The organism is Butyrivibrio sp. WCD2001, from assembly GCF_000424485.1.
Classification (GTDB): Bacteria; Bacillota; Clostridia; order Lachnospirales; family Lachnospiraceae; genus Butyrivibrio.
The window spans coordinates 231,955-256,058 of sequence record NZ_KE384200.1; the positions used below are offsets into that span (position 1 = coordinate 231,955).

The 24,104-nt window shown below is 41.8% G+C and carries 19 protein-coding genes and 1 tRNA gene; 17 read left to right on the forward strand and 3 right to left on the reverse strand.

Annotation, left to right across the window (positions count from 1 at the left end):
* Positions 1–110: 110 nt before the first annotated feature.
* The 6 genes from G630_RS24000 to G630_RS0118935 all read left to right on the forward strand — a co-directional run bounded on the left by G630_RS24000 (position 111) and on the right by G630_RS0118935 (position 7,159).
* Positions 111–2,234, forward strand: coding sequence for an RNA polymerase sigma factor (locus G630_RS24000; protein ID WP_196805829.1), 2,124 nt, complete (start codon positions 111–113; stop codon positions 2,232–2,234).
* A 159-nt stretch (positions 2,235–2,393) separates the two neighbouring features.
* Positions 2,394–3,542, forward strand: coding sequence for a hypothetical protein (locus G630_RS0118915; RefSeq protein ID WP_026499468.1), 1,149 nt, complete (start codon positions 2,394–2,396; stop codon positions 3,540–3,542).
* Between the two features lie 111 nt (positions 3,543–3,653).
* A complete protein-coding gene (locus tag G630_RS0118920) occupies positions 3,654–4,787 on the forward strand; it encodes a hypothetical protein (RefSeq protein WP_026499469.1) in 1,134 nt (377 codons plus the stop codon).
* 161 nt (positions 4,788–4,948) lie between these two features.
* Positions 4,949–6,130: an acetyl-CoA C-acetyltransferase gene (locus G630_RS0118925; protein WP_026499470.1), complete on the forward strand. Its 1,182-nt coding sequence runs from the start codon at positions 4,949–4,951 to the stop codon at positions 6,128–6,130.
* A gap of 60 nt (positions 6,131–6,190) precedes the next feature.
* A complete protein-coding gene (locus G630_RS25230) occupies positions 6,191–6,805 on the forward strand; it encodes a hypothetical protein (RefSeq protein ID WP_022760904.1) in 615 nt (204 codons plus the stop codon).
* A 99-nt stretch (positions 6,806–6,904) separates the two neighbouring features.
* Positions 6,905–7,159 carry a hypothetical protein gene (locus G630_RS0118935; RefSeq protein WP_026499471.1) on the forward strand — a complete coding sequence of 85 codons (255 nt, stop codon included), beginning with the start codon at positions 6,905–6,907 and terminating at the stop codon, positions 7,157–7,159.
* 296 nt (positions 7,160–7,455) lie between these two features.
* Here G630_RS0118935 and G630_RS0118940 read toward each other — a convergent pair whose 3' ends face one another.
* The gene (locus G630_RS0118940; protein ID WP_026499472.1) at positions 7,456–8,058 is read right to left on the reverse strand and encodes a TetR/AcrR family transcriptional regulator; all 603 of its coding nucleotides are present in this window, start codon (positions 8,056–8,058) and stop codon (positions 7,456–7,458) included.
* Positions 8,059–8,188: 130 nt separating this feature from the next.
* Here G630_RS0118940 and G630_RS0118945 point away from each other — a divergent pair, with 130 nt between their 5' ends.
* Positions 8,189–10,321: an efflux RND transporter permease subunit gene (locus G630_RS0118945; RefSeq protein ID WP_026499473.1), complete on the forward strand. Its 2,133-nt coding sequence runs from the start codon at positions 8,189–8,191 to the stop codon at positions 10,319–10,321.
* A gap of 98 nt (positions 10,322–10,419) precedes the next feature.
* Entirely contained in the window at positions 10,420–13,671 is a 3,252-nt protein-coding gene (locus G630_RS0118950) for a hypothetical protein (RefSeq protein ID WP_026499474.1), read from the forward strand.
* 119 nt (positions 13,672–13,790) lie between these two features.
* On the opposite strand, the gene G630_RS0118955 is transcribed toward G630_RS0118950, so the two are convergent.
* Positions 13,791–14,654: an ROK family protein gene (locus G630_RS0118955; protein ID WP_022760908.1), complete on the reverse strand. Its 864-nt coding sequence runs from the start codon at positions 14,652–14,654 to the stop codon at positions 13,791–13,793.
* A gap of 95 nt (positions 14,655–14,749) precedes the next feature.
* On the opposite strand from G630_RS0118955, the gene G630_RS22945 reads away from it, so the two are divergent.
* The 4 genes from G630_RS22945 (at position 14,750) to G630_RS0118975 (ending at position 18,768) form a co-directional block, all read left to right on the forward strand.
* Entirely contained in the window at positions 14,750–16,138 is a 1,389-nt protein-coding gene (locus G630_RS22945) for a replication-associated recombination protein A (protein WP_044959912.1), read from the forward strand.
* 28 nt (positions 16,139–16,166) lie between these two features.
* A complete protein-coding gene (locus G630_RS22950) occupies positions 16,167–17,978 on the forward strand; it encodes a DUF5722 domain-containing protein (protein WP_049946313.1) in 1,812 nt (603 codons plus the stop codon).
* 119 nt (positions 17,979–18,097) lie between these two features.
* Positions 18,098–18,613, forward strand: coding sequence for a DUF4364 family protein (locus G630_RS0118970; RefSeq protein WP_026499475.1), 516 nt, complete (start codon positions 18,098–18,100; stop codon positions 18,611–18,613).
* Between the two features lie 82 nt (positions 18,614–18,695).
* Positions 18,696–18,768 (forward strand) — tRNA-Thr (locus tag G630_RS0118975).
* A 299-nt stretch (positions 18,769–19,067) separates the two neighbouring features.
* On the opposite strand, the gene G630_RS0118985 is transcribed toward G630_RS0118975, so the two are convergent.
* Positions 19,068–19,409 carry a helix-turn-helix domain-containing protein gene (locus G630_RS0118985; protein WP_022760911.1) on the reverse strand — a complete coding sequence of 114 codons (342 nt, stop codon included), beginning with the start codon at positions 19,407–19,409 and terminating at the stop codon, positions 19,068–19,070.
* A gap of 164 nt (positions 19,410–19,573) precedes the next feature.
* Between G630_RS0118985 and G630_RS0118990 the strand changes: the two genes are divergently transcribed.
* From G630_RS0118990 to G630_RS25235, 5 genes are all read left to right on the forward strand, one after another.
* Positions 19,574–20,557 (forward strand): Ig-like domain-containing protein, encoded by a 984-nt coding sequence (locus tag G630_RS0118990; protein WP_026499477.1) that lies wholly within the window; start codon positions 19,574–19,576, stop codon positions 20,555–20,557.
* Between the two features lie 31 nt (positions 20,558–20,588).
* Positions 20,589–21,554, forward strand: coding sequence for an Ig-like domain-containing protein (locus G630_RS0118995; protein WP_026499478.1), 966 nt, complete (start codon positions 20,589–20,591; stop codon positions 21,552–21,554).
* Positions 21,555–22,042: 488 nt separating this feature from the next.
* Positions 22,043–22,315 carry a hypothetical protein gene (locus G630_RS0119000; RefSeq protein WP_026499479.1) on the forward strand — a complete coding sequence of 91 codons (273 nt, stop codon included), beginning with the start codon at positions 22,043–22,045 and terminating at the stop codon, positions 22,313–22,315.
* 436 nt (positions 22,316–22,751) lie between these two features.
* Complete coding sequence (locus G630_RS0119005; protein WP_026499480.1) at positions 22,752–23,846, forward strand: hypothetical protein; 1,095 nt, start codon at positions 22,752–22,754, stop codon at positions 23,844–23,846.
* A 116-nt stretch (positions 23,847–23,962) separates the two neighbouring features.
* Positions 23,963–24,100, forward strand: a complete 138-nt coding sequence (locus tag G630_RS25235; RefSeq protein ID WP_196805830.1) for a hypothetical protein — start codon at positions 23,963–23,965, stop codon at positions 24,098–24,100.
* Positions 24,101–24,104: the final 4 nt, after the last annotated feature.

A 24,104-nucleotide genomic window follows, 5' to 3' on the forward strand; every position in this document is an offset into this window, starting at 1 on the left:
TTTATAGATGTAAAACCAAACGACTTTTCAAGGGTACTAATAAGTAGAACCAGGGAAAGGAGGAGAGCGGTTTCGACAACTATAAGATAATAAATATGGAGATGTGTAGAATGGATGAAAAGCTTATAAGAGCCATTGAGGATATGGCGGCGGGAAAAGAAGAGGGCTTCAATGCGGTATATTCAGCAACCTACAATCACGTTTATTTCCGTGCAAAGGCATACATGAAGGATGAGGCTGATGCGCAGGATTTGACACAGATTGTATATATTGAAGCCTACAAAAACATAAAGAGCCTGCAGAATGCGGAGTCTCTTTTCGGATGGTTGGACGGAATCTGCCATAATCAGGGAATGAAAATCTTTCGCAAGAAAAAAGATGTGCTTCTAAATGGCGATGAGGAAGGAAATGATATCTTCGAGACACTTGAGAGTAACGACCTTACGTCCCTGCCTGAGCTGTCGGTAGATCAGAAGGAAACAAGCAGGATAATTCAGAAGTTCATCGATGAGCTTCCGGAGGTTCAGAAAGCTGCGGTTATCGCTTATTATTTTGATGGTTTTTCAGTCGGAGAAATTGCGCAGATGCAGGATTGCTCGGAGGGAACGGTTAAGAGCCGCCTGAACTATGCGCGCAAATTCCTCAAGGATAAGGTTGAGGGAACAGAAAAGCGAGACGGTATCAGACTTCACGTTGTTGCACTTCCTACTTTGTACTATGCTATCAGGCTTATGTCAGAGAATACGAAGCTCTCCGCAAAGGCTGCAGAAGGAATCTATGCGGGAAGCTGTGCGCATGTCGGACTTACACCCGGAGCCATAGCACTTGGGAATGCAGGAGCAGGAATGTCAGCAAATATGGCTGCTACAGGTGTTGCAGTTGCAGGCGCAGCAGGGACTGCTGCCACAGGTGCCGGAATATCAATGGGCGTGAAAGCTCTGATAATTGCCGGCGCGATTCTGGCCGGAGCGGGCGCAGGTGCCGGAGCAACTTATTATGTTGTAGAGCAGAACGCTGCAAAAACAGAGAAATCAGCAGATGCGAGTGATGAGGATCTGGAAGGGTTAGCGGAAGCGGTTAATCAGGGGGATTCTGAAGAACAATCCCAGGATGCGCAAAATCAAGATGGCACAATACCATCAGGAAGTGGAGAAAACAATGATGGAAACAATGATGAAAGCCCGGATAATACATCTGATGATGTAACCCTTACAGAAGATGAGAAAATTCAGATTGTTGATGCCATCGGCTTTTATTCTCAAGATTGGCTGGACGCAGGGAACTTTGTATTTTGTGCAAGATTGTATGCTGTATATACATTATGGAATAACCCTGAAGGAAAAAAGGCCTTCCCTTGGAAAAAGGATGATAAACTGGACGTTCCTTTTGTAAAGGATTTCTATAATGCCCTTGGTATAGAAATACCCGTTGATTACGATTTTGATGATAATGGCGTCACTGTGGACTCTGACAATCTGCTCGGAGAAGGCGAATTGGCAATGGACTATTATGCCTATGAAGGACTTGATATAAAAAATAATGGCGACGGAACATATACGTTGACCGGACAGTACAGTTGGAAATCATTGGATGATGAACCCGGGGCAGCACCCAGTTTGTTTCCATTCACTGCAACAGCTATAAAGGGTGACAATCCGGATATTTTCGGTGGACTTATCATTAAGGATTGCAGCACCTTTGACTATTCGAAATGGAAAGTAAGCAGTTCTAAAGTATCAATGAATTCGGAGCTTATGGCGAAAAAGGCAGCTGAGCTTATAAAGCAAAAGCAGGCGGAAGGAATAGTTGATAGCTATTATCCACTTTACTTTGTGTATGATGTTACGGCTGATGGTATTCCGGAGTTTATAGTCCAGCAGGGAACCTGTGAGGCTGATTACATGATGAACATTTACACCTGGGTGGATGCTAAATCCGATTGGATTAAAATGGGAGAAACTCTGGGAGCTCATGTTGGTGATTACTGGGGAAAGAATTCACATGATGGCTTCTACGGATCTTCGGTGCACATGGGATATGAATTCGTATATGATTATGATGGTAAAAGTAATACCACAAATCAGATATATGAAGGCGAAGTTGAATGGATAGACTATCCAAATGGTGATTCGGATATTAAAACCCTGTATCAACCAACGGATGCTACATTACTCACGTTTTATTCAGACACCTCAGCCGGTGCGATTAAGTCTGTAATTGAAAGCGCAAAATAAATTAAGCAGAGTTAAAAGAGGCAGTTGTAGTCTACAGGCACTTTTTTCGTGCAAAAAAATTTTTTTAAAAATTTTTCAAAAATATAAAACCAAATCAAAATCCGCCGGTACTTATAGATAGAACAACAAAAATAAGATAAGGAAAAGAGGGAAACGAAGATGAAGAAAAATGGATTATTAAAAAGGACAGGAACTCTGCTTCTTGCAATGTTTATGTCAGTTGCATCTTTTAGCACATTTGCTCCTGAGACAAAGCTTACAGTTAAGGCAGCAGGTGAGACACAGGATACGGCAACTGTGCTAACGCCTAATTCAGAATGGACAGCATGGACACCACTTGTTGATGGAGGAACACACTTCTACAAAGTGGTTTTGGCTGAAGATGGGGAGCTTACATTAAGTGCTGCATTTAAGAATTGTTATGGCGTGAACGCATTTCTTCGTAAAGAGAAGAACACTGATATTTTGTGTCATGTACAAACTATTTTTGGGACAGAAGAAGATGCTCCTGTTACAGAATCCGATAAACGTGTTTTGTCAGCGGGAACTTACTACATTGAAGTTACTGGAAAGGGTGTCAGAAATAAAGATAAGGGTAATGGTTATCAGAACTATAAGATAAAGACCAGTTTTAATAGTTACGGAACATCTGAAAGTGTCGAAGATAGCTATGATAATCCTAAAGAATATACAATCAATACTGTAGCTACAGATGCATTTACTTGGACAGAGAACATGGATTGGTACAGATTTAATGTAGATAAAGAAGGAAAGTATATTTTTAGCATTACCAGTTATGGTTTTGAAGGTGGATCAATAACCTGTAATGCTAAAATAATGAATTCTGATTTGACAGAAGAAAAGCTTTCGCTTGAAAGAAATGGAGGATATACTCAGGAGATTAAAACAGGAGATGCTTATCTTACTCCCGGAGTGTATTACATAAAGCTTGAAGGCAAAAACACAAAATATTCTTTTTCTGTAAAGGGCTCTACAATCAAAAAGAGTAAAATAACAAAAGTAAAGTCACCCAAGAAGAAAAAGGTAGAGGTTACCTTCAAGGAAGCAAAAGATGCTAATGGCTATCAGATTCAGTACTCAACTGACAAGAATTTCAAAAAAAATGTAAAATCAAAATCTTTTGAGAATGATAAGGCTGAGAGCATTGGAAACGGTTACAGAAAAATCACCATTGGCAAGCTTAAGAGACATAAGAAATACTATTTTAGAATCAGAGGCTATGTAGAATCAAACAAGTCAAGATTTTACTCAGACTGGTCAAACGTAAAGAATACAAAAATAAAATAAATGTAATAAACATTCAAAATCCGGGAATCTTTAAGGTTCTCGGATTTTTTTCATATTTTGTGGTATACTTGTAAAGTTGTATGACATTTCGAAGAAAAGAGGGAAAAGAGGATGAAAAAAGAAAAATTGCTAAAGAAATTTGGGGGAGTGCTTTTGGCATTAACTATGGCAGTTAGTCCAATCGGTGCCTTTAATCCGGAAACTAAAATTGTTGCCGAAGCTGCGGGCGGAAGCACTTTTGATACAACTGTAGAATTGCCGGCAAATATGGAGTGGACCGGATGGAATGAAATAGGTGTTGCCAGCCAGGATTTCTATAAAGTTACATTACCATCAGATGGTATATTCAAGATTGGTCTTATGTTAAAAAACACAAGCCATATAGGTTTAGATGTTTTTAATAGCTCTGATACGTCATATAGAGTAATGACTACAGGTCAGATGAATGTAGATGATTCAGCCTGGACAGGAACGGATTCCAAGGCTCTTTCAGCAGGCACATATTACATCAGAGTATCAAGTGAAAGTCCCCGTAATAGAAGCCAAAAACAGAGCTATAGATTAAAAACAGTTTTTGAGAGCTATGGTGTATCAGAAAATGGAAAGGATACCTATGACAATCCAAAGGAATATACTCTGAACACAACTGTGACGGATTCTTTTACAGCCACTGATGCAGAGGATTGGTATAAGGTGAACATCACCCAGGAAGGTAAGTATCATTATACAGCTGTGGCTGAAAGCGAGGTCGTTTCCGGATACAATTATGCGGACGCAACTTTATATAATCAAGACCTGTTTGAGAAACAACATCTGGGAAAAGCGTGTTCAGGATCACCGGCATCCAGCGATATTTATTTAGCACCGGGTACATATTACTTAAAAATTGAGGGTAATCAGGTAAAATATACCTTCTCATTAAACAATGCCAAAATTGAAAACGGAAAAGTAACCAAGGTAAAATCTCCCGGTAAGAAAAAGGCAGAGATAACCATTAAGGACGTTACAGGTGTTAATGGTTACGAAATCCAGTTCTCGACTAACAAGAATTTTTCGAAGAATGTAAAAACAAAATCTTTCGAAATTGCAAAGACACAAATTGCGGGAAATAATAAAAGGAAGATAAAAATAAAAAAGCTTAAGAGACATAAGAAATATTACTTCAGAGTCAGAACTTATATCGAGCATAATAATGTCAAATATTATTCAGACTGGTCAGATGCAAAGAGTGTAAAAATAAAATAATCATTCAGAATCCGGGAAGCTTTTGGGTTTCCCGGATTTTTACTAATCATGGAGCTTTTGATATAATATTATTGTATTTCGTTTTGGAATTCATCCGGAATTATCATCACAAATTCCGGAAAAAATAAAACAATTTTCATTATAAGGAGGAAAAGAAAGGCATGGCACGAAAAGTAGTTTTGGCAGGAGCTTGTAGAACAGCGATTGGCGTTATGGGGGGTGCCCTTAAGGACATTCCGGCTCCGGATCTTGGAACAATCGTAATTAAGGAAGCACTGAAGCGTTCAGGTGTAAAGCCTGAGCAGGTAGATGAAGTATATATGGGCTGCGTAATTCAGGCAGGTACAGGCCAGAACGTAGCACGTCAGGCCGCAGTTAATGCAGGAATACCGGTTGAGGTTCCTGCAACTACAATTAACGTACTTTGCGGATCAGGTCTTCACTGTGTAAACCTTGCAGCAAAGCTTATCTCTATGGGAGATGCAGATATTATCGTAGCAGGTGGTACAGAGAGCATGTCTCGTGCACCTTATGCACTTCAGAATGCAAGATTTGGTTACCGTATGAACAACGGTGAGCTCATCGATACAATGATCAAGGATGCACTTACAGATGCGTTCGGAGGCTTCCACATGGGTATCACAGCTGAGAATATCTGTGAGCAGTGGGGACTTACAAGAGAAGAGCTCGACGAGTTTGCTGCAAATTCTCAGCAGAAGTGCGAGAAGGCACAGGCTAATGGCGTATTTGATGAGGAGATCGTTCCCGTTCCTGTAAAGGTTAAGAAGGAAACTGTTATGTTTGCTAAGGATGAAGGCCCCAGAGCAGGTGTAACAAAGGAGAGCATCTCTAAGCTCCGTCCCGCTTTCAAACCTGATGGAATGGTAACAGCAGCTAACTCTTCAGGTATCAACGACGGCGCAGCAGCTATCGTAGTTATGAGTGAAGAGAAGGCTAAGGAGCTTGGCATCAAGCCCATGGCTACATGGATTGCCGGTGAGCTTGCAGGCGTTGAGCCCCGCATTATGGGTATCGGTCCTGTTGCTGCAACCAAGAAGACAATGGCTAAGGCTGGCTATCAGATTACTGACTTTGATCTTATCGAGGCTAACGAGGCATTCGCTGCTCAGTCAGTTGCAGTTGGTAAGGATCTTGGCTTTGACCTTAACAAGCTCAATGTAAACGGCGGCGCTATCGCCCTTGGACACCCGGTAGGATGCTCAGGCTGCCGTATTCTTGTAACACTTCTCTATGAGATGCAGAGACGCGACGCCAAAAAGGGACTCGCTACTCTTTGCGTAGGCGGCGGAATGGGAGCTGCGGCAATCGTTGAACGAGACTAAGATATTATGCCTTCCCCCTAAGGGGGAAGGTGTCAGCTTTAGCTGACGGATGAGGGTTATATGAACGTAAACCTTGGTAAAGGCTTCGGCCCTTTAGACTTTGATGAAAACGGAAAAATGTTTTCTCTTTTTCCTGAAAATCTCCCCTATGTGGATGACGACTTCGACGGCAATGATGCGGACTTCACAGTATACGTGGACGCTGAACTCGTAGAAGCTGTCTGCAATGCGGGACTGGATTTTGAGGAATTCCTTCGCGCGGAAGAAGATGAGCGCCGAGAGATGCTTGAGGATGTTGGACTTAATCCGAATGATTACGAGCTTGATTTCGACCGCGATGTCAGAGAACGTCTTGAAGAAGAGGGGTACTACGACATGGAGTACGACGGCGACTTTGAGGAAGCCGAAGATGATGAGTACGACTTCGAAGAAGACGATGATGACGAGGACGACGAAGACGAGTACGATGAGGAAGATGAATCCGACGAAGACTATGATGAGGATGAGGAAGACTTCGAGGATGATTCCGAAGATAACTATCCGGATGAGGACGACGAAGACGATGATTATCCGGATGAAGAATACGGCTCAGACGACGACTTTGGAGGAGACGGCCGGGGCGGCAATAAACATGGTGACTCGGGAGATGCCTTTTTTGGCAACCTGGGAAGATAAGTGATCATAGACTTTGGTATCCATGCAATTTATGGATACCAAAGCTATTTATTGTATAGGTAATTCCTATGAAATAAAAAAGTAATCAGAGGGAACGGTATGAACAAAGACAGAGACATGACTGTGGGGAGTCCTTTTGGGCTTATTCTGTCATTTTCGATTTCGATGATAATTGGAAATGTCTTTCAGCAATTATACACAGTAGTAGACAGTATTATTATAGGTAAAAAGATCGGAGCGCTGGGACTTGCCGCTATAGGCGGAACGGACTGGCTCATTTATTATGATAGTGTTCGGGCAGAGTGCGATGGGGCTGTTTGTCGATTCTTCATCTGTTTCACCGGATGTATTTAAATACGGACGAGATTACCTTCTGGTTCTTGGTATATTTTATCCGCTTCTGTACACGCTCTACATAATACGAGCTGCACTTCAGGGTTTCATCCAGAGAAATTCTGCAAGATAGCGCAGATTCACCTGTGTAAAAATTAAAAAATGGAAATAAGTACTTGCAATGAATGTTAGTCTGTGCTAATATAACCGTGTTAGCAAAAGCTAACTAAATGACATACATAGTCATAAGAAATCTCCTACCTGAAAAACCCGCGTCTTGCCAACGCGGGTTATTTCGATTAAAGGATATTTGCAATTTACTTTATTTCATAGGTTTTCATAATGCCGCGAACAGCGTATTCAAGTTCGGGCATCAGTTCATCAAGTGGCTGTGGCTGCTTGTAGATAATAGAACTGTAACCGGCAGAGCTGACCATCTCGACTATCAGAAACATCATGAGCTCGGGATTTCGATATTTCACCTCGGATTCCTCAAACATCTTGGTGATTATCCTCAGGAAGTCAGTCTCGGAGTCATCAATGTTCGTGGTCATGGCCTCCTTAAACAGAGCCCAGCTGAGATCCTTATAAATAAGGGATAGGAGCATATGATTATTTGAAAGCTCAATGAGAATATGCTTCATCATGAAAATAATCTTATCCTCAACCGAATGAAGGTCTTCCTTTAGAAGTTCTTCGTAAGCGACACCAAAGAGCTGATTTGATTTACGCGCAATCAAACGGTTCCTTATATCATATTTGTCTTTGAAATACAGATAAAAGGTTCCCTTCGCAACTCCGGCCTTCTTAACAATGTCGGAAATTGACGTCTGATTGATTCCCTGCGAAGTGAACAACTCAAAGGAGGTGTTTAAGAGAGAATCAAATTTCAATTTTTTGTTTTCGTCCCATTTTCCCATAAATAAATCCTACCACATAAACTTAGAAAAGACTCGAAAAATAAATATTGACCATCAGTCATTTTTGGAGTATAACATAAAGTGTAAAAAATGACCAGCGGTCATAAAATATTTTTGTGAGGAAATGGTTATGAAATTTTTTTCTAAGGCAATTGTAAAATCCAGATTCATAATACTGATTGCCAGCATCGCACTGATGATTCCGTGCCTTGCGGGAATGGCAGCCACGAGAGTTAATTACGATATCCTCTCATATCTGCCCGGGGAGATTGAGACCATGAAAGGTCAGGACATCCTCATGGATCAGTTCGGAACCGGAGCGTATTCGCTTTTCGTAGTTGAGGGTATGGCTGATAAAGACATAGCCGAGTTGAAGGCGAATATTGAGACAGTTAATCATGTAAAGAAGGTTATCTGGTATGACACCTTCATGGACTATTCCATTCCGAAGGAGATGCTTCCGGATAAGGTAACCGAGGCACTCGGAACCGGAGACACACAGCTGATGTTTATCATCTTTGATGATACGACCTCGAGCGACGGCACGATGGAGGCCATAACAGAGATCAGGAAGATAGCCAATGAAAAATGCTTCCTTTCGGGAATGGCGGCAATCGTTCTTGATACCAAGAATCTTACGGAAAAAGAAACACCTATATATGTAGGAATGGCAGTACTTCTTGCTGTAATTGTTCTTTCACTGACAATGGATTCCTACCTTATACCTTTCTTCTTCCTTATAAGTATAGGAATTGCAATCATGTTCAACATGGGAACAAACATATTCCTGGGACAGATTTCATTCCTTACAAAATCGCTTAGTGCGGTTCTTCAGCTCGGTGTTACACTGGATTATTCAATTTTCCTGTGGCACAGTTACCAGGAGGAGCTTGAAAAGGGTATAGATGATAAAAAGGAAGCAATGGCAAACGCTATCACAGCAACATTCCAGTCGGTGCTTGGTTCATCAATTACAACCATCGCAGGTTTCGTGGCACTTTGCTTCATGAGCTTCACAATCGGCCTTGACCTTGGAATCGTCATGGCGAAGGGCGTTATCTTCGGCGTTGTTGCCTGCGTAACAGTTCTTCCCTCAATGATTCTGATATTTGATAAAATAATAGAGAAGACAAAACATAAACCGGTTGTTCAAGAATTTGTAAAAACACCCAGATGGATATCCAAGCATGCCATCATATTCGGAGTGCTTTTCCTGTGTCTCCTTCCTCCGGCAATCTGGGGATACAGACACGCAGCTGTTTACTACGATCTGTCAGAGACACTGCCCGTTAAGCTTTCGAGCAGACAGGCGATGATAGAGCTTGAAAAGAATTTTGAAACAAATACAACCTACATGATCCTTGCGGATGCAAACCTTGATACAGCTACAATGCAGGGCATGGTGAATGAACTTAAGAGTGTTGATGGAGTTGATGGAGTACTCGGACTTGAAGCACTGATGGGACCGCTTCTTCCCAGGGACATGATTCCCACTGAGCTTAAGGATGAGCTTTCAAGTGATGAGTATCAGATGCTAATGGTTACAAGTCAGTATAAAACAGCATCCGATGAAGTTAACGCTCAGATTGATAAGGTAAACGAAATTGTGAAAAAGTACAGTCCTACAGCAATGGTCGTCGGTGAGGCACCTTGTACTAAGGATTTGATCACGATTACCGATAAAGATTTTAAGACAGTCAGCATTGTTTCTATTGGCTGTGTATTCCTTATCATTGCATTTGTAATGAAATCTATATCTCTTCCTTTTATACTGGTTGCAGTTATAGAATTTGCTATTTTCATCAACATGGGTATCCCCGGATTTACGGGAACCGTAATACCTTTCATATCATCGGTTGTTATCGGAACAATTCAGCTCGGTGCAACTGTTGACTATGCAATCCTTATGACAACTCGTTATTGTAAGGAGAGAAATGATGGCCAGAGCAAGAAGCAGGCTACGAGAATCGCACTTTCAACAAGTATGAAGTCGGTTATCGTAAGTGCGCTAAGCTTCTTTGCAGCAACCTTCGGCGTAGGACTCGTATCCAGCGTCGACATGATCGGATCTCTTTGCTTCCTCATGGCAAGAGGCGCGCTGATCAGTATGGCAGTAGTTATTTTGGTTCTGCCTTCCATGTACATGATATTCGATGGACTTATCATTAGAACTACATGGGGTATGCATGATTGCATTAAAAGAGATGCAGACAGAAAGAAAAATAAAGACGTTGCAGTCCTTGATCAGGTAGGACTTGGTTGAAACAGTAATAAAACATCAATTTGAAATAGAGTTTTCGCAAACACTTAGTCAGAGAAAAAGGTTATATATCTGACGAGAAAAGGAAAAGAGGAATTGGTATGTATAAGAGAAATTTACTTAAAGCTACATCAGTTTTAACAGCGTTTGCACTTGCATTCGGTACAATGACAGGCTGCGGACTTGGTAAAAAAGCAGAAGATACAGTACAGGTTCAGGATATTACCGAGGAGAGCCCCGAAGCCGAAGAGCTTGTGGAGACAATGACACAAGCAGCTTTTACCGGAAATAAAGAGAATTCTGAGAGCGGAAAAGAAGAGACTGTATATGTTATGACTGATGCCAATGGTACAGTTGATGAAGTTGTGGTAAGCAACTGGTTAAAGAACGCAAACGGCGACAAGTCACTTACAGATACAACAAACCTGAAGGACATCGTAAATGTTAAGGGCGATGAGTCCTTCAAGGACAACGGCGACGGAACTGTTACCTGGGATGCCGAAGGACAGGACATCTACTATCAGGGAACACCCACACAGGAAGTTCCGGTCGGCGTAAAGGTTACCTACGAACTTGACGGAAAGCAGATGAAGGCCGAGGACATCGCAGGCAAGAGCGGAAGAGTAAGAATCCGCTTTGACTATACAAACTCACTTAAGAAGAAAGTTGAGATTGATGGACAGAAAGAGGACATCGATGTTCCTTTCACAATGATCTCCGGAACAATGCTTGATAACGCGAAGTTTGCCAACGTCAAGGTTTCAAACGGTAAGGTAATCTCCGATGCCAACAACTACGTTGTAGTCGGTGTTGCAATGCCCGGACTCAAGGAGTCACTCAAGATTGATGATGAAAAATTAAAAGAGAACGATATTGACGAGGATGAGGTTGATATCCCCGATTTCGTAGAGATCACTGCAGACGTTCAGGATTTTGAGCTTCCCATGACAGTATCAATGGCAAGCGCAAACGTAGTATCAGACCTCGGACTTGATAAGATTTACAATTCAGATAAACTCGATGACTTAAACGGCGATATGGACAAGCTTTCCGATGCTTCCACAGAGCTTAGAGACGGAACAGGTGAGCTTGCAGACGGAACACAGAAGTTTGAGGACGGAACATCAGAGCTTTACGACGGAACTGTGGAGCTTGCAGATGGAACAAAAGAGTTAAAGGACGGAACCGGCGAACTTAAGAACGGTGCAGGCGAGCTTAAGGATGGAACAAGCCAGCTTGCAAGCGGAACCGGCGAGCTTAAGAACGGAACCGGTGAACTCAGAAACGGAACCGGCGAACTTAAGGACGGTACAGGCCAGCTTAAGGATGGCGCAGGAGAGCTTGCAAAGGGAAGTAAATCACTTGCAGATGGCGCAACGACACTTAGCACAGGAATCGGAACATATACAGATGCTGTAGGACAGATTTCTTCAGGCGCTACAAGCCTTGATACAGGTATCGGACAGCTTAAGGACGGTGCTACAACACTCACAGGCGGAATCACTTCTGCCAAGGATGGTGCTAAGCAGGTATCCGAGGGCGCTGCTTCACTTAGTGCAGGTATAAATACTGCTGCTGATGGAGTAAAACAGCAGCTTGAGGTGCTCACTGTAGCGCAGTCTGCTTTTGAAGCAGAGTTTGGAGATGCTTTAGCTTTTGCTGCAAACCAGCAGGCGGGCGTTAATGTAAGAAATGCTGCTTCTCCTGCAGATGATAAAGATGTGGCAAAACTTGTAAAGGAGATTACTGAGAAACTTGCTGATACATATGCGGATGAGGTAAAGGCTGAAACACAGAAGGCAAAGGATGCTGAGAAGAAGACAGCGGAAGCAGAGCAGAAGGCAGAGGAGTCCGAAAAGAGAGCAGAAGAAGCAGAGCAGAAGGCTGAGGAAGCTACTAAGAGGGCGGAAGCGGCAGAGAAAGCTCTTCAGGAAGCCCTGAATGATCAGCAGAACAGTTCTTCAGATCAGAGTCAGTCACAGGATGATTCCGATAGTGATAAGAAAGAGAAAGCATCCGATACAGAGGATAAGAGTCAGGAAACACCCGAGGAGAATCAGGAAGCTACTGAAGAAAACAGCTCGAATGAAAATGCAGAGAATACTCAGGTGACACCTGAGGAGAGCTCAAATCAGGAGAGTACTGAACAGACAGAGCAGGCTACTGAAAACACTGAGAGTAGCGAAGCTGAACAGAATACCGAGAACACTGAAGCTCAGAGAGAAGAATCTGTAAGTCTTGGGACAGAGACTGTCGAAGAGAGTCAGGAAGCTTATGAGGGAGAGATTGAACAATATGCTGATGAAACCGGAATTGCAGCAATTTGTGCCGCAACAGGTATGACAGCTCAGGATATCCAGAACCTTCGTGCAGGTGCAGATGTTGCTATAGCAGCTGCTTCTGCCGAGGGACAGCAGCAGGCCAGTGCCCAACTTTATGATGCATTACAGAAGGCACTTACAGCTGCAGCGAAAGAATCAGATCCTGCTAAAAAGCAGCAGATATATGTAAACGCTCTTTCTCAGATTGCAACAGGAGTAAAAACTCCCACACAGACAGGAACACAGGCAATTACAACCATTGCAGCAACATATAAAACAATTGTTGCATCAAAGGAAGCTATGCAGAAGCTCTATGGTACAGATACAACTCAGGGCCTCAAGGACATTCAGGCAGGTGCTTCACAGCTGGCAGTTGGTGCTAACAGCCTCTACGATGGAATGAAGAAACTTGATGCAGGCGGAACAACTCTTGGTCAGGGACTTGTTTCACTTAAGGATGGTTCAAAGCAGCTTGCAGATGGAGCTAAGAAGCTTAATGATAACAGTAAGTCACTTAAGGATGGCGGAACAAAGCTTGCAAACGGTGCTTCAAGCCTTAATGACGGAGCAGGCAAGCTCAGAGACGGAGTAGGCAAACTTGATGATGGTGCAGGCAAGCTTAATGATGGTGTTGTAAAGCTTGATGACGGAGTAGGCAAGCTCGACGATGGAGCAAAGAAGCTTGATGACGGAGCAGGTAAGCTCTACGACGGAACTGTAAAACTTGATGACGGTGTAGGCGAGCTCAACGATGGAGCAGGCAAGCTCAGAGACGGAGCAGGCGAACTCAAGGATGGTGCTGTAGAACTTAACGACGGCGCAAGAAAGCTTGCAGACGGTATGGTTGAGTTTGACGAAGATGGTATCCAGAAGCTCACAAGCACAGTTGATGAGGATCTTCTTTCAGTAAAAGACAGACTCAAAGCAGTTGATGAAGCTTCTCAGAGTTACACTTCCTTCTCAGGCGCAAACGAGGATGAACCCAGCACAGTACAGTTCATCATTCGTACCGCACCCGTAAAGGCGGACTAATTATTCTAAATAATACGCCCCTGAGGTATGTATATTCAGCCCCAACCTCATTGCAAAGAACGCAAGAATCGGTTGGGGTTGAACACACATATCTCAGGGGCTGTTTTTTTTGGAATAACTTACGCATCAATGGCGAGCTTAATCGCGCCCATGATGCCTTGGTCGTCGTTGAGGCTGGCAGGAACGATGTAATCATCAAGATGATTCATTTCATCAGTTAAGATGTAGCCGTTCATGAGCTCGGCGAACTTCTTTCGAACAAGCGGGAAGAGCTGCTCCTGATGCATTACTCCGCCGCCGAGGATTATCTTCTTGGGGCTAAGGATAAGTGCATAGCTCATAAGAGCGGTGGCAATATATTCACTTTCAATCTCCCATACTTCGCTCTTATCGGACAGTTCTACAGCAGGCTTGCCCCAGCGAGCCATGATTGAAGGACCTGCAGCGAGACCTTCAAAGCAGTTGTCATGGAAAGGGCAGACACTTTTGCCTGGATCACCCTTCACAATGGGAAGTCGGATGTGTCCAACCTCAGGATGAAGCATGCCATGAAGCAGTTTTCCGTTGGACATTACTCCACCGCCGACGCCGGTTCCGATGGTGAGATAGATGGCATCAGAGAGTCCTTTGGCGCAGCCCCAGGTAACTTCTCCGAGAAGAGAGCCGTTTACGTCAGTATCAAAACCGATCGGGATTCCAAGGGCCTCCTTAGCGGCGTTAACAATATTGTAGCCGGACCACCCCTTCTTAGGTGTGGAAGTAATGCTTCCATAGGTGGGCGAATCCGTCTTAAGATCAATTGGACCAAAGCACGCAATTCCAAGTGCTTTGATATCTTTTCCTTTAAAATACTCAAAAATCTGAGGCATTGTAGTCTCAGGTGTTTCTGTGGGGAATTTTACCTGTTCGAGAATCTCCCCGTTTTCATTGCCGACAGCGCAGACCATCTTGGTTCCGCCGGCTTCAAGTGCTCCAAATAACATAGCGTCCTCCTTGAATACATAAAAAATAAAAGCTTTATAAAAATGCAATACGCACGTTGGAATAATTATAGCATTTATAGTAGAATACTAATACTATGGATTTATTTGAGTATGCACGTGAAAAGAACATGAAGAGCGAGTCTCCGCTTGCAGCCAGGATGCGTCCGAAGACCCTTGACGAGGTAGTTGGACAACAGCATATCATCGGTAAGGATAAGCTTCTTTACCGCGCAATCAAGGCGGATAAGATAAGCTCGATAATATTATACGGACCGCCCGGAACAGGCAAGACGACTCTTGCAAAGGTCATCGCGAACACCACCAAGGCAGATTTTGTTCAGCTTAATGCCACCGTGTCAGGAAAAAAGGACATGGAAGAGGTTGTGGCTAAGGCCAAAGAGAATTTAGGCGGTTTTGGAAGAAAAACCATCCTTTTCATAGACGAGATACACCGCTTCAACAAGGGACAGCAGGACTACCTTCTTCCGTTTGTTGAGGACGGCACGGTTATTCTGATCGGAGCCACGACGGAGAATCCTTACTTCGAGGTGAACGGGGCTCTTATTTCAAGATCCGTTATCTTCGAACTTCAGCCGCTTTCAGAGGACGATATCAAGACCCTTATGAAAAGAGCGGTGACAGACACTGTGAATGGAATGGGCTCTTTTGATGCAGTTTTGGAGCCTGAGGCAGAGGAATTTCTGGCTGACATAGCGGGCGGGGATGCGAGACACGCGCTCAATGCTATTGAGCTAGGAATACTGACTACAGAGCGAAGTGAAGACGGTAAGATACATATCACGAGAGAGGTTGCCGAGGAGTGCATCCAGAAGCGTGTTGCGAGATATGATAAGGACGGCGACAACCACTACGATACAATTTCAGCTTTTATAAAAAGTATGAGAGGATCTGATCCCGACGCAGCGGTTTACTATCTTGCAAGGATGCTCAATGCAGGAGAGGACCCCAAATTTATAGCAAGAAGAATGGTGATCTGTGCCTCCGAGGATGTCGGGAATGCCGATCCGCAGGCGCTTCAGGTTGCGGTAGCGGCTTTTCTTGCAACAGAGAGAATAGGTATGCCGGAGTGTCAGATTAACCTGTCACAGGCGGCCAGTTACATAGCGACAGCGCCTAAGAGCAATGCCGCAGTGGAGGCGATTTTCAGCGCAATGGACACAGTGAAGAATACGGGAAATCTCCCGATACCGTCACATCTTCAGGATGCACATTACAAATCCGCAGGTAAGCTCGGACATGGGATAGGCTACAAATATGCCCATGACTATCCGAACAATTATGTGGAGCAGCAATATCTTCCTTATGAATTAAACGGTAAGGAATTTTACAGTCCGTCCGGAAATGGCTATGAAGTGAAGATCAAGGAACACATGAAGTTCCTCAAAGAACACGCCGCCGATTCTGGAGCAGACGCTACGAAGGCAAAGGATGCCGGGCAGACGGACGAGAATAAGCAGAACTAAATCAGAGATGTAAAACGAGAGGTAAGAGTTGAAGAAACCCTTTAAGAAACTAAAAGAGTTTATAGATAATAAAATACTGTATTCAAGAAAAGGAACGCTGGCTGTGCTGATAGGCTCAGTACTGGCGGTTCTTTTTGTGGTAGGGATATTGTTATATACGGAAGGCGCTTTTGATAAGAAGGAAGAGGTGGTAGTGACCACCGAGGAAAAACCGGTAACGGAAGTTAAGGAGACACCCAAGGAAAAGAGCTACCTTGACGAGGATATTCTGAAAGCCATAACAAATTCAGGTGATAAGGTTAAGCGCGCACTCGGTGAGAGGCCGGCAACGATTGATGTGCCTGATGATCAGCTTGCGGAATATGTTAAGCTCGACAGCTGTATCATAGGAGAGAGCGGCGGAGTTGAGGTTAAGGGCTCAGCTGAGGGGATTCCCACCTCCGATGACAAGTACTATTATCTGTTCGATGCTGCGATGTATGAAGATGGCCTTAGCACAGATGCGGAGCCAATCTCGAAGATATATAAGGACAGTGAAGTTACACTTAAGGCAGCGTTGAACAAGGCTGCTGCGAACTCCAGATTATACAGGAAATTTTTCATTGCTGTGAAAAAGGACGACGAGTTTAAGCCGGTTTCTCATGCAAGCTATATCACAAATCCGGAGGCGGTTGCATCGCATAATTACGGCGGATTACAGCACAGCTCTAAGAAGGGTCTTTTGGTTGATCCTTCTCATCTGGATGCCGTTGGCGACCTCGGAGTTAATTATGCAACTTACAATATTCCGCTGAACAGACTCCTTGCAACAAGTGCGGGAGGTTCCGTTGCTTACACCTATAACGGTGTTACATACTATTTTAACGGAGCTATTCTCCATGAATACGATTATCTGTTCACAACCCTCAATTCGAAGGGGGTGGATGTTGCTGCTATCATACTTAATAACGTATCGCCCTCCACTTTTCCTGAGGTGACTCATCCCAATGCGAGAAGCGGATCCACGGCTCCTTACTATATGTTCAATGCCTCCGACGAGGCCGGCGTCAATGCGCTTGCAGCCATCGGATCATTCCTGGCAGAGAGATATTCCGGCTCGGGTCACGGCAATGTTGCGATGTGGATTATCGGAAACGAAGTCAATGCGCGAAAAGAGTGGAATTACATGGCATCCACCGACCTTGGAACATATGCCGCTGCTTATGCAAGGGCATTCAGAGTATTCTACAACGCGATTAAGAGTAACAATGCCGGCGCACATGTATACATCTCACTCGACCAGCAGTGGGACAGAAATATGAAGGGCAATCCCGACTACGACGGCAGAGATCTTCTGGACAGCTTTGCAGCTTCACTTAGAAGCTATGGCGACATCGGCTGGGGACTTGCTCAGCACCCTTACACCGTGCCGCTTACCGACGTGGCATTCTGGAACGGGCACAAGCTTGTGACCGACTCCGCGGACACATCTTTTATCACAATGAAAAACATAGGTGTCCTCACAAACTATATGAGCAGCGAAGCGATGTTGTATAATGGTGGTGTCCGGTCCATAATCCTTAGCGAGGTGGGATACACTTCCACGAAGGGTGACGCACTCCAGGCAGCAGCTATCGCCTACGCCTACAGCAAGGTTGCAGCGAACGGTAACCTTCACGCGATCATGTTTTCCAGACAGACCGATGCTCCTGAGGAGATCGCTCACGACGGCCTTGCCATGGGGCTTTGCACCACAGGCGGCGGACACAAATTATCGTACGACGTATTTAAATACATGGATACCCCGCAGCGGGAGGAACACATCGCTTTCGCCAGAGACATTGTCGGGGTAAATTTCTAAAAATAATTTGCCTTCTCCCAGAGGGGGAGATTGAAATTGTCTCTGAGAGAAGATGACGGAAAAAATGTGCCTTCTCCCTCTGGGAGAAGGTGTCAGCGTAGCTGACGGATGAGGGCTTCATGAGTTCACAATACCTAACCTTATACAAAATGATCGTGCTCTACATGCTGAGAAAATCCGACGGACGCCTTAGCAAGGCACAGATTTACGACTTTATATTGGAAAAAGAATACACGAATTTTCTCACCCTGCAGGAAGTATTCGGCGAGCTTGCGGAGTCTGAGCTCATCACCGAGAACATCGAGGGCAGCAGGACATTCCTGAAACTCACCGATGCAGGAAGCGAGACACTGGACTTCTTCGGAAACCGCATCAATCCCTCAATCAGGGAGCAGATTGATACATTTTTCCGGGAAAACGGGCTCAAGATGCGCGACGAGACTTCCATCGGTGCCTATTACAAGAAGACCGGAGAAAATGAGTACATGACATACCTCTCTGCAGCGGAGTTCGGAGAAACACTGGTAGAGCTCCATGTCCCCGCGATCACGGAGGATATGGCAGAGACAATCTGCGAGAACTGGAAGAAGAAAAACCAGAACATCTACAGGACTATCATGACTGAACTTATGTGAGAAATCTTGTTGAAAAATGCATGTTGACAAGCTACTATCTGCTTGTTAAAATAACCTTTGTGACTTGCGAAAGTCACGGATTGCTGGCATAGCACAGTCGGTAGTGCGTCGCATTGGTAGTGCGGAGGTCACGGGTCCGATTCCCGTTGCCAGCTCGCCCTTAAATCCAGGATTTATCTGGGTTTAAGGGATTTTTTATACCCTAAATGAGTGGTCTTTGAGTGGTCTTTTTTGTAATTTCAACCAAAACATGACCGAATTGCGTCAAGTTTCGTATCCTTCTGAACAGCTCTGATGTAGTGAAGAGTAGTGTTTTTGTCTGCATGACCAGCTGCGTACATGACAGTTTGAAGATCACCTCCGGTTGCTCTTGCAAGTTCTGTTACACTCCAAAATCTGATTTTCTGTAGATAATTAAAATGGTTTTGAGCCACTAAAGCTCAAAACCATTTTGTTATTCTGATTCATTATTATTGAATTTAATGAAGTCATCTATGATATTTTCTATAAGTCGGAATTGATTAGGTGTTAAACTGGTGAGCTTCTTTGACAAATATAATTGATCCTTGTCAATAATACTTCCAGTGAGGAGGTAATCTGTACTAACTTCAAGACCTTCAGCAAGTTTAGATAGGTTTTCCGGTCTCATGGCACGTTTACCAGATTCAGCGTAAGATACAAATTGAGTGGTGACACCGCATATTTCAGCAAGCTTTTCCTGCGTCAATCCCATTTTCCTTCTACGTTCAATTATACGTTCTCCGATTTGTTGTAAACAAAGATCTGTGTCTTGCAAAGAATGCGACCTCCTTGATGTTTACAATATCGTAAGAAATTCCGTATAAAAATTTAATCGTTTAATGTTGAAAAAATCAACAAAACGCGATAAAGTATTTGTGCTAGAAAAAATAATACATGACTTAACATTTGAAACAAAAGTTCAAAAATGGAGAAAAGATTATGAGAATTAATTTCAAAAGAGCAAGTTTTATGGGTGTTATGATTACACTCGCAATGATGATTCTGGTTGGTTTTACACCACTCAGAGCATCAGCAGCACCAAAACTTAACAAGAAACAGGTTGAGTTAAAAATAGGGAAAACCTGTAAGTTAAAAGTTAAAGGGACAAGTGGTAAGGTAGAATGGTCAACTTCTAACAAGAAAATTGCAAAGGTTTCTAAGAATGGTGTTATCACAGCAAAGAAAGCAGGTAAGGTTACAATCAAAGCTAAGGTTAATAAAAAGACCTTAAAATGTAAAGTTACTGTCCTTTGTAAACATCATCAGTTTGAAGAGAAGATAATTAAAAAAGCTACATATAAGAGAGCTGGTGAGAAATGTAAAGTATGCAAAATCTGCGGCTTTGAAACTGAACATGAAGAAATCCCAAGATTGAAAAGACAGAGTGAAATAGAAGCAGAAAAGAATCGTGAAGAGTATAATAATTACAACCCTTCAGGTTATGTACCTAGAACAGAAGGATTAACTGAACAAGAGATTAAGACTAGACTGGCAGAACTTAAGATGTACTATCCGGAAGCAAAAAACTTTTACTTGAAAGGGATTGTTACTGCTGATGGGTCTTCTTATACTAACTTTGTCAGGAGTATGTTATTTGGTAATAGTAATGTGTTTCTTAAGACAGAAATTAAGAACCCTTCAGCAGCACAAGCTGGTGATATAATTGGTGTATCATTTGTACGTTCAGATAAGTCTGTTTATAATAGGGTGTATGTGATTACAAATGTTGATGGTGATAATGTATATGTTGTTACTAACAAAGAGGGCAATAACAAAGTAGCATGTTGGGATGAAGAAGAAAATCCAACATTTAAAATTGAATGGTCTTCTGTTAATAACAAAAATAGTCTGGTATTTGTAGATAAGAGTAAGTATGCAGGAACACTATCAACACAAGAATTTATTCTCAGGTATCATGATTGAATTGTACAATATATAATTGGAGGAAAAGTTTATGCAGAATAGTCTTAAAAGAATAAATTTTACAGGTGCATTCTTTGTATTAGTATTTGTGATGCTTATAGGTTTTGTGACTCCAATGAAAGTATCAGCAGCTCCAAAACTGAATAAGAAACAGATTGAGATTAAAGTAGGTAAAACTTATAAACTCAAAGTCAAAGGAACTAGTAACAAAGTTAAGTGGTCTTCTATTGATAAGAAAACTGCTAAGGTTTCTAAGAAAGGTGTCGTGACAGCTAAGAAAGTTGGCAAGACAATAGTTAAAGCAAAAGTTGGTAAAAAGACATTAAAGTGTGAAGTTAATGTTATTTGCAATAAGCATCAATTTGAAGAAAAAATAATTAGAGAAGCTACAAAAAAGAAGAGCGGAGAAAAATGCAAGGTTTGTGTAGTTTGTGGCTTTGAAACTGAACATGAAGAAATCCCTAGAATTGAATCTGATGATAAAGATGAAGAAGAATCTGATACACAAGATGATTCTTCATATGTTCCTAGACAAGAAGGATTAACTGAGTTAGAAGTAAAAAACAGATTAGCTGAACTTAAGGCTCAGTATGCAGAAGTGCCAGAGGATTATTGGGATGTATATATTTATTTTATTACGAAACAATTATATGGCGATGAACCAAAGTATAAGGAGGAACATACAGATTTATCAAGATTAAAAGCTGGGGATCAAATCAAGTATTATTGGACATCTACGGATAATCCTGATGATATCCATCTGAGTGTTTTTATGGTCACAAACATAGATAATAATGATAATATCTATATTATGAAATCTGGTGCTCCTGCTCCACATGTATGTACTCCTCAAGAGGAAGGTCATCAACGAAAAGGATATTGGGATGAGGAAGGTCATCCCAGTTATAAAATAATAGATATCCCTCAAGGCAAGTTTTTGGGTTCAACAAATGAGAATATCACAGTTACTGCATATACGATTTATCGTTATTATTAACTAAAACTTCTATCAATAGAAATTCAGTCATATTATAAATAATTATTAAATTATTTCACGTGGGTGCTTTAAACTCACCCACGTGTTATATTATATTTCAATTCAGAATAATAAGTCTGAAAGGAGGTTTATAACCTCATGCAGACATGCGTTTTGACATATGGATTACTAATGTTACAATAAGATTGTTCGGGAGAGCTCCTGCCATATAAGTGGAGAAGTTTCAACTCGGGAGAGTCCCTGCCATATAAGTGGGAAAGCTTAAACTCTGAGAGGGCTGATTACCAGCCCTCTTAATTATTTTACTTGCAGAATAACTGAAGTAATCATAAAATGATCAATCCAAGCTAAATTAGGGAACATATCAAATAAATGGATATAGATTTTTAAAAGGTATTATCTAAGAAGGAATTATAGAATAAATCAAATATGATATACTTAGTAAAAGAAAAGCAACGAGGTTTAAAAATTGGAAACAAGTATTTCAAATGCAATTAGTACCTGACAAAAAGAAAGAACTCCTTGAAAAGGATTTTGATATACCTATGTCAGCTACCATGAGTATGGAGGTAAACACTATGTGCAATTTAGGTGAAGGATTAGTTGAACAGACATCTATAAAGAATAAAGCGGATTTTGTAATCAGATTAATGCAAAAGAAACATTATGATATCAATGAGGCATTTGATCTTGCAAATGTTTTAGAATCTGAGAAGGCAGAAGTTACAAAATTGGTTGATGAGCAACTTGCTGTGAAATGATTTTACTTTAGAAGCGAGTGGTCGTAGTAGTGGTCGTTTTAAAATAAGAGTGCTGAAAAACCTCCTTTCTATGCGGTTTTTAAGTGGTGGTCATTGCTCCGATTCCCGTTGCCAGCTCGATAAAAAAGAGTCCCTCAAAGCTAGAAAATGTCTGACTTTGAGGGATTTTTATTTTCACTAATTGTTTTCTCCGATTGATGGTAGAAAAGCGAAAAACCTACCGAAAACCTACCGACATTTCAAATAGTTTGGAAAAGGATGAAAAAGAATCGAAAAGGAGAAAAGTGAAAAAGCTAGTATACAACGAATAAAATTTTTTTGAAGGGGTTAAGTTATTAGATTTTTTGCCGATAACCTTAATGGAACATTATCACTATCTTAGTCGAACATGGAGGTTGGCTATGATTATGTTTCGCTTACACGGAGGTATTGGGATATGAACATTAAAGCAACTAATCTTTCCATAAAAATGGATTCTAATATTAAGCAGCATATCGTAGGAATTCCTGATTCTAAATCCAAGTCACGTTCGCATAAGAAAAATGATTTGCCAATCATGGATGTAGAAAAGTCTGCTACTGTGGATATTTCAAAAGATGGTAGAGAACTTGCTAAAAAACTTCGTGAAGATAAGCGTAAGGAAATAAAGATCAATATTGAAGAGACCTGGAAGCAAATCGGAGAGGCCGACAGACTGTCAAACAAAATCGAAAGCGGTGAAGAGCTGACAGATGTTGATAAAGAGTTTATCAATGATAATCTTCAGAAGATTACATCTGAACGATACGTGTATAATAAAACACATATTATTACAAAAGACGAATATGAAGCTGTGCTCAAAACTTTGAAGGAAAACTTCGAGGCGCGTCTTAATATGTATTCTGATATGCAAAAGAAGTTGGATGCGCAGGGACTTGAGGATGAGCACAATAAAAATGCTCAGTTTATAGCAAAGGCTAAGCAAGACGAAAATGAAAAGCAGCGAATTATTGACATACTAAAAGAAACCCTTGATGTCGATGATGAAGATGAAGAAGAGGAGAGCAAAAAAACTGAATCTGATGAGAATCAGGATGATAATGCATTAGAATTTGATGAAACCGGTAAAACTGCAGACGAGCAACTGATTGACAGAGCTTTCGATTTAATTGATAAAAATAAGGAAGCTGTCGATGAGATGTCCTCTCGATATGTAGCGGCTGCTGAGAGTAAGAATGAATATGATAAGTTGATGGATGAAGAATTTCTTAGGATTTCCGATTTGCTGGCTAATGATGAACTTTCAGAAGAAAGGAAATTAAAAGAATTCAAAACATCAAATGATTATATGACAGAACTAAACGCGAATAAGATGAGACAGGAAGTGATTAACAGATTTGATTTTTCATCCTGGCTTATAGGAAAAATTGAATTTAATAACCATAATAGACTGAAGGATGTTCTTAATCTTGATGGTGTGGATTCTGGTATGGGTGGAATAGATATGGTAAGAGATTTTCTTATCAATGACAATTCATCACTTAGGAAATAATAGGTATATTTAAACCGTATCTAAAGCAACCATTGACCCTTTTATTAAGCCGAAAGTGGTCTTTTATATAAAATTGGGCGTGTGATTATTGCATGCTCTAATTTTATTTGTGTCTATTGGAGAATTATTCAGGGATAAAAAGCTATCAGGTTGAGGATGCATTAAACCAGGAGGTTATGAGACTTCTTAGTAATCCAAAAGAATTATCTGATGAATATGGATTTAAACTGATTCATAAAAATAGAAAGAGGTGATTTT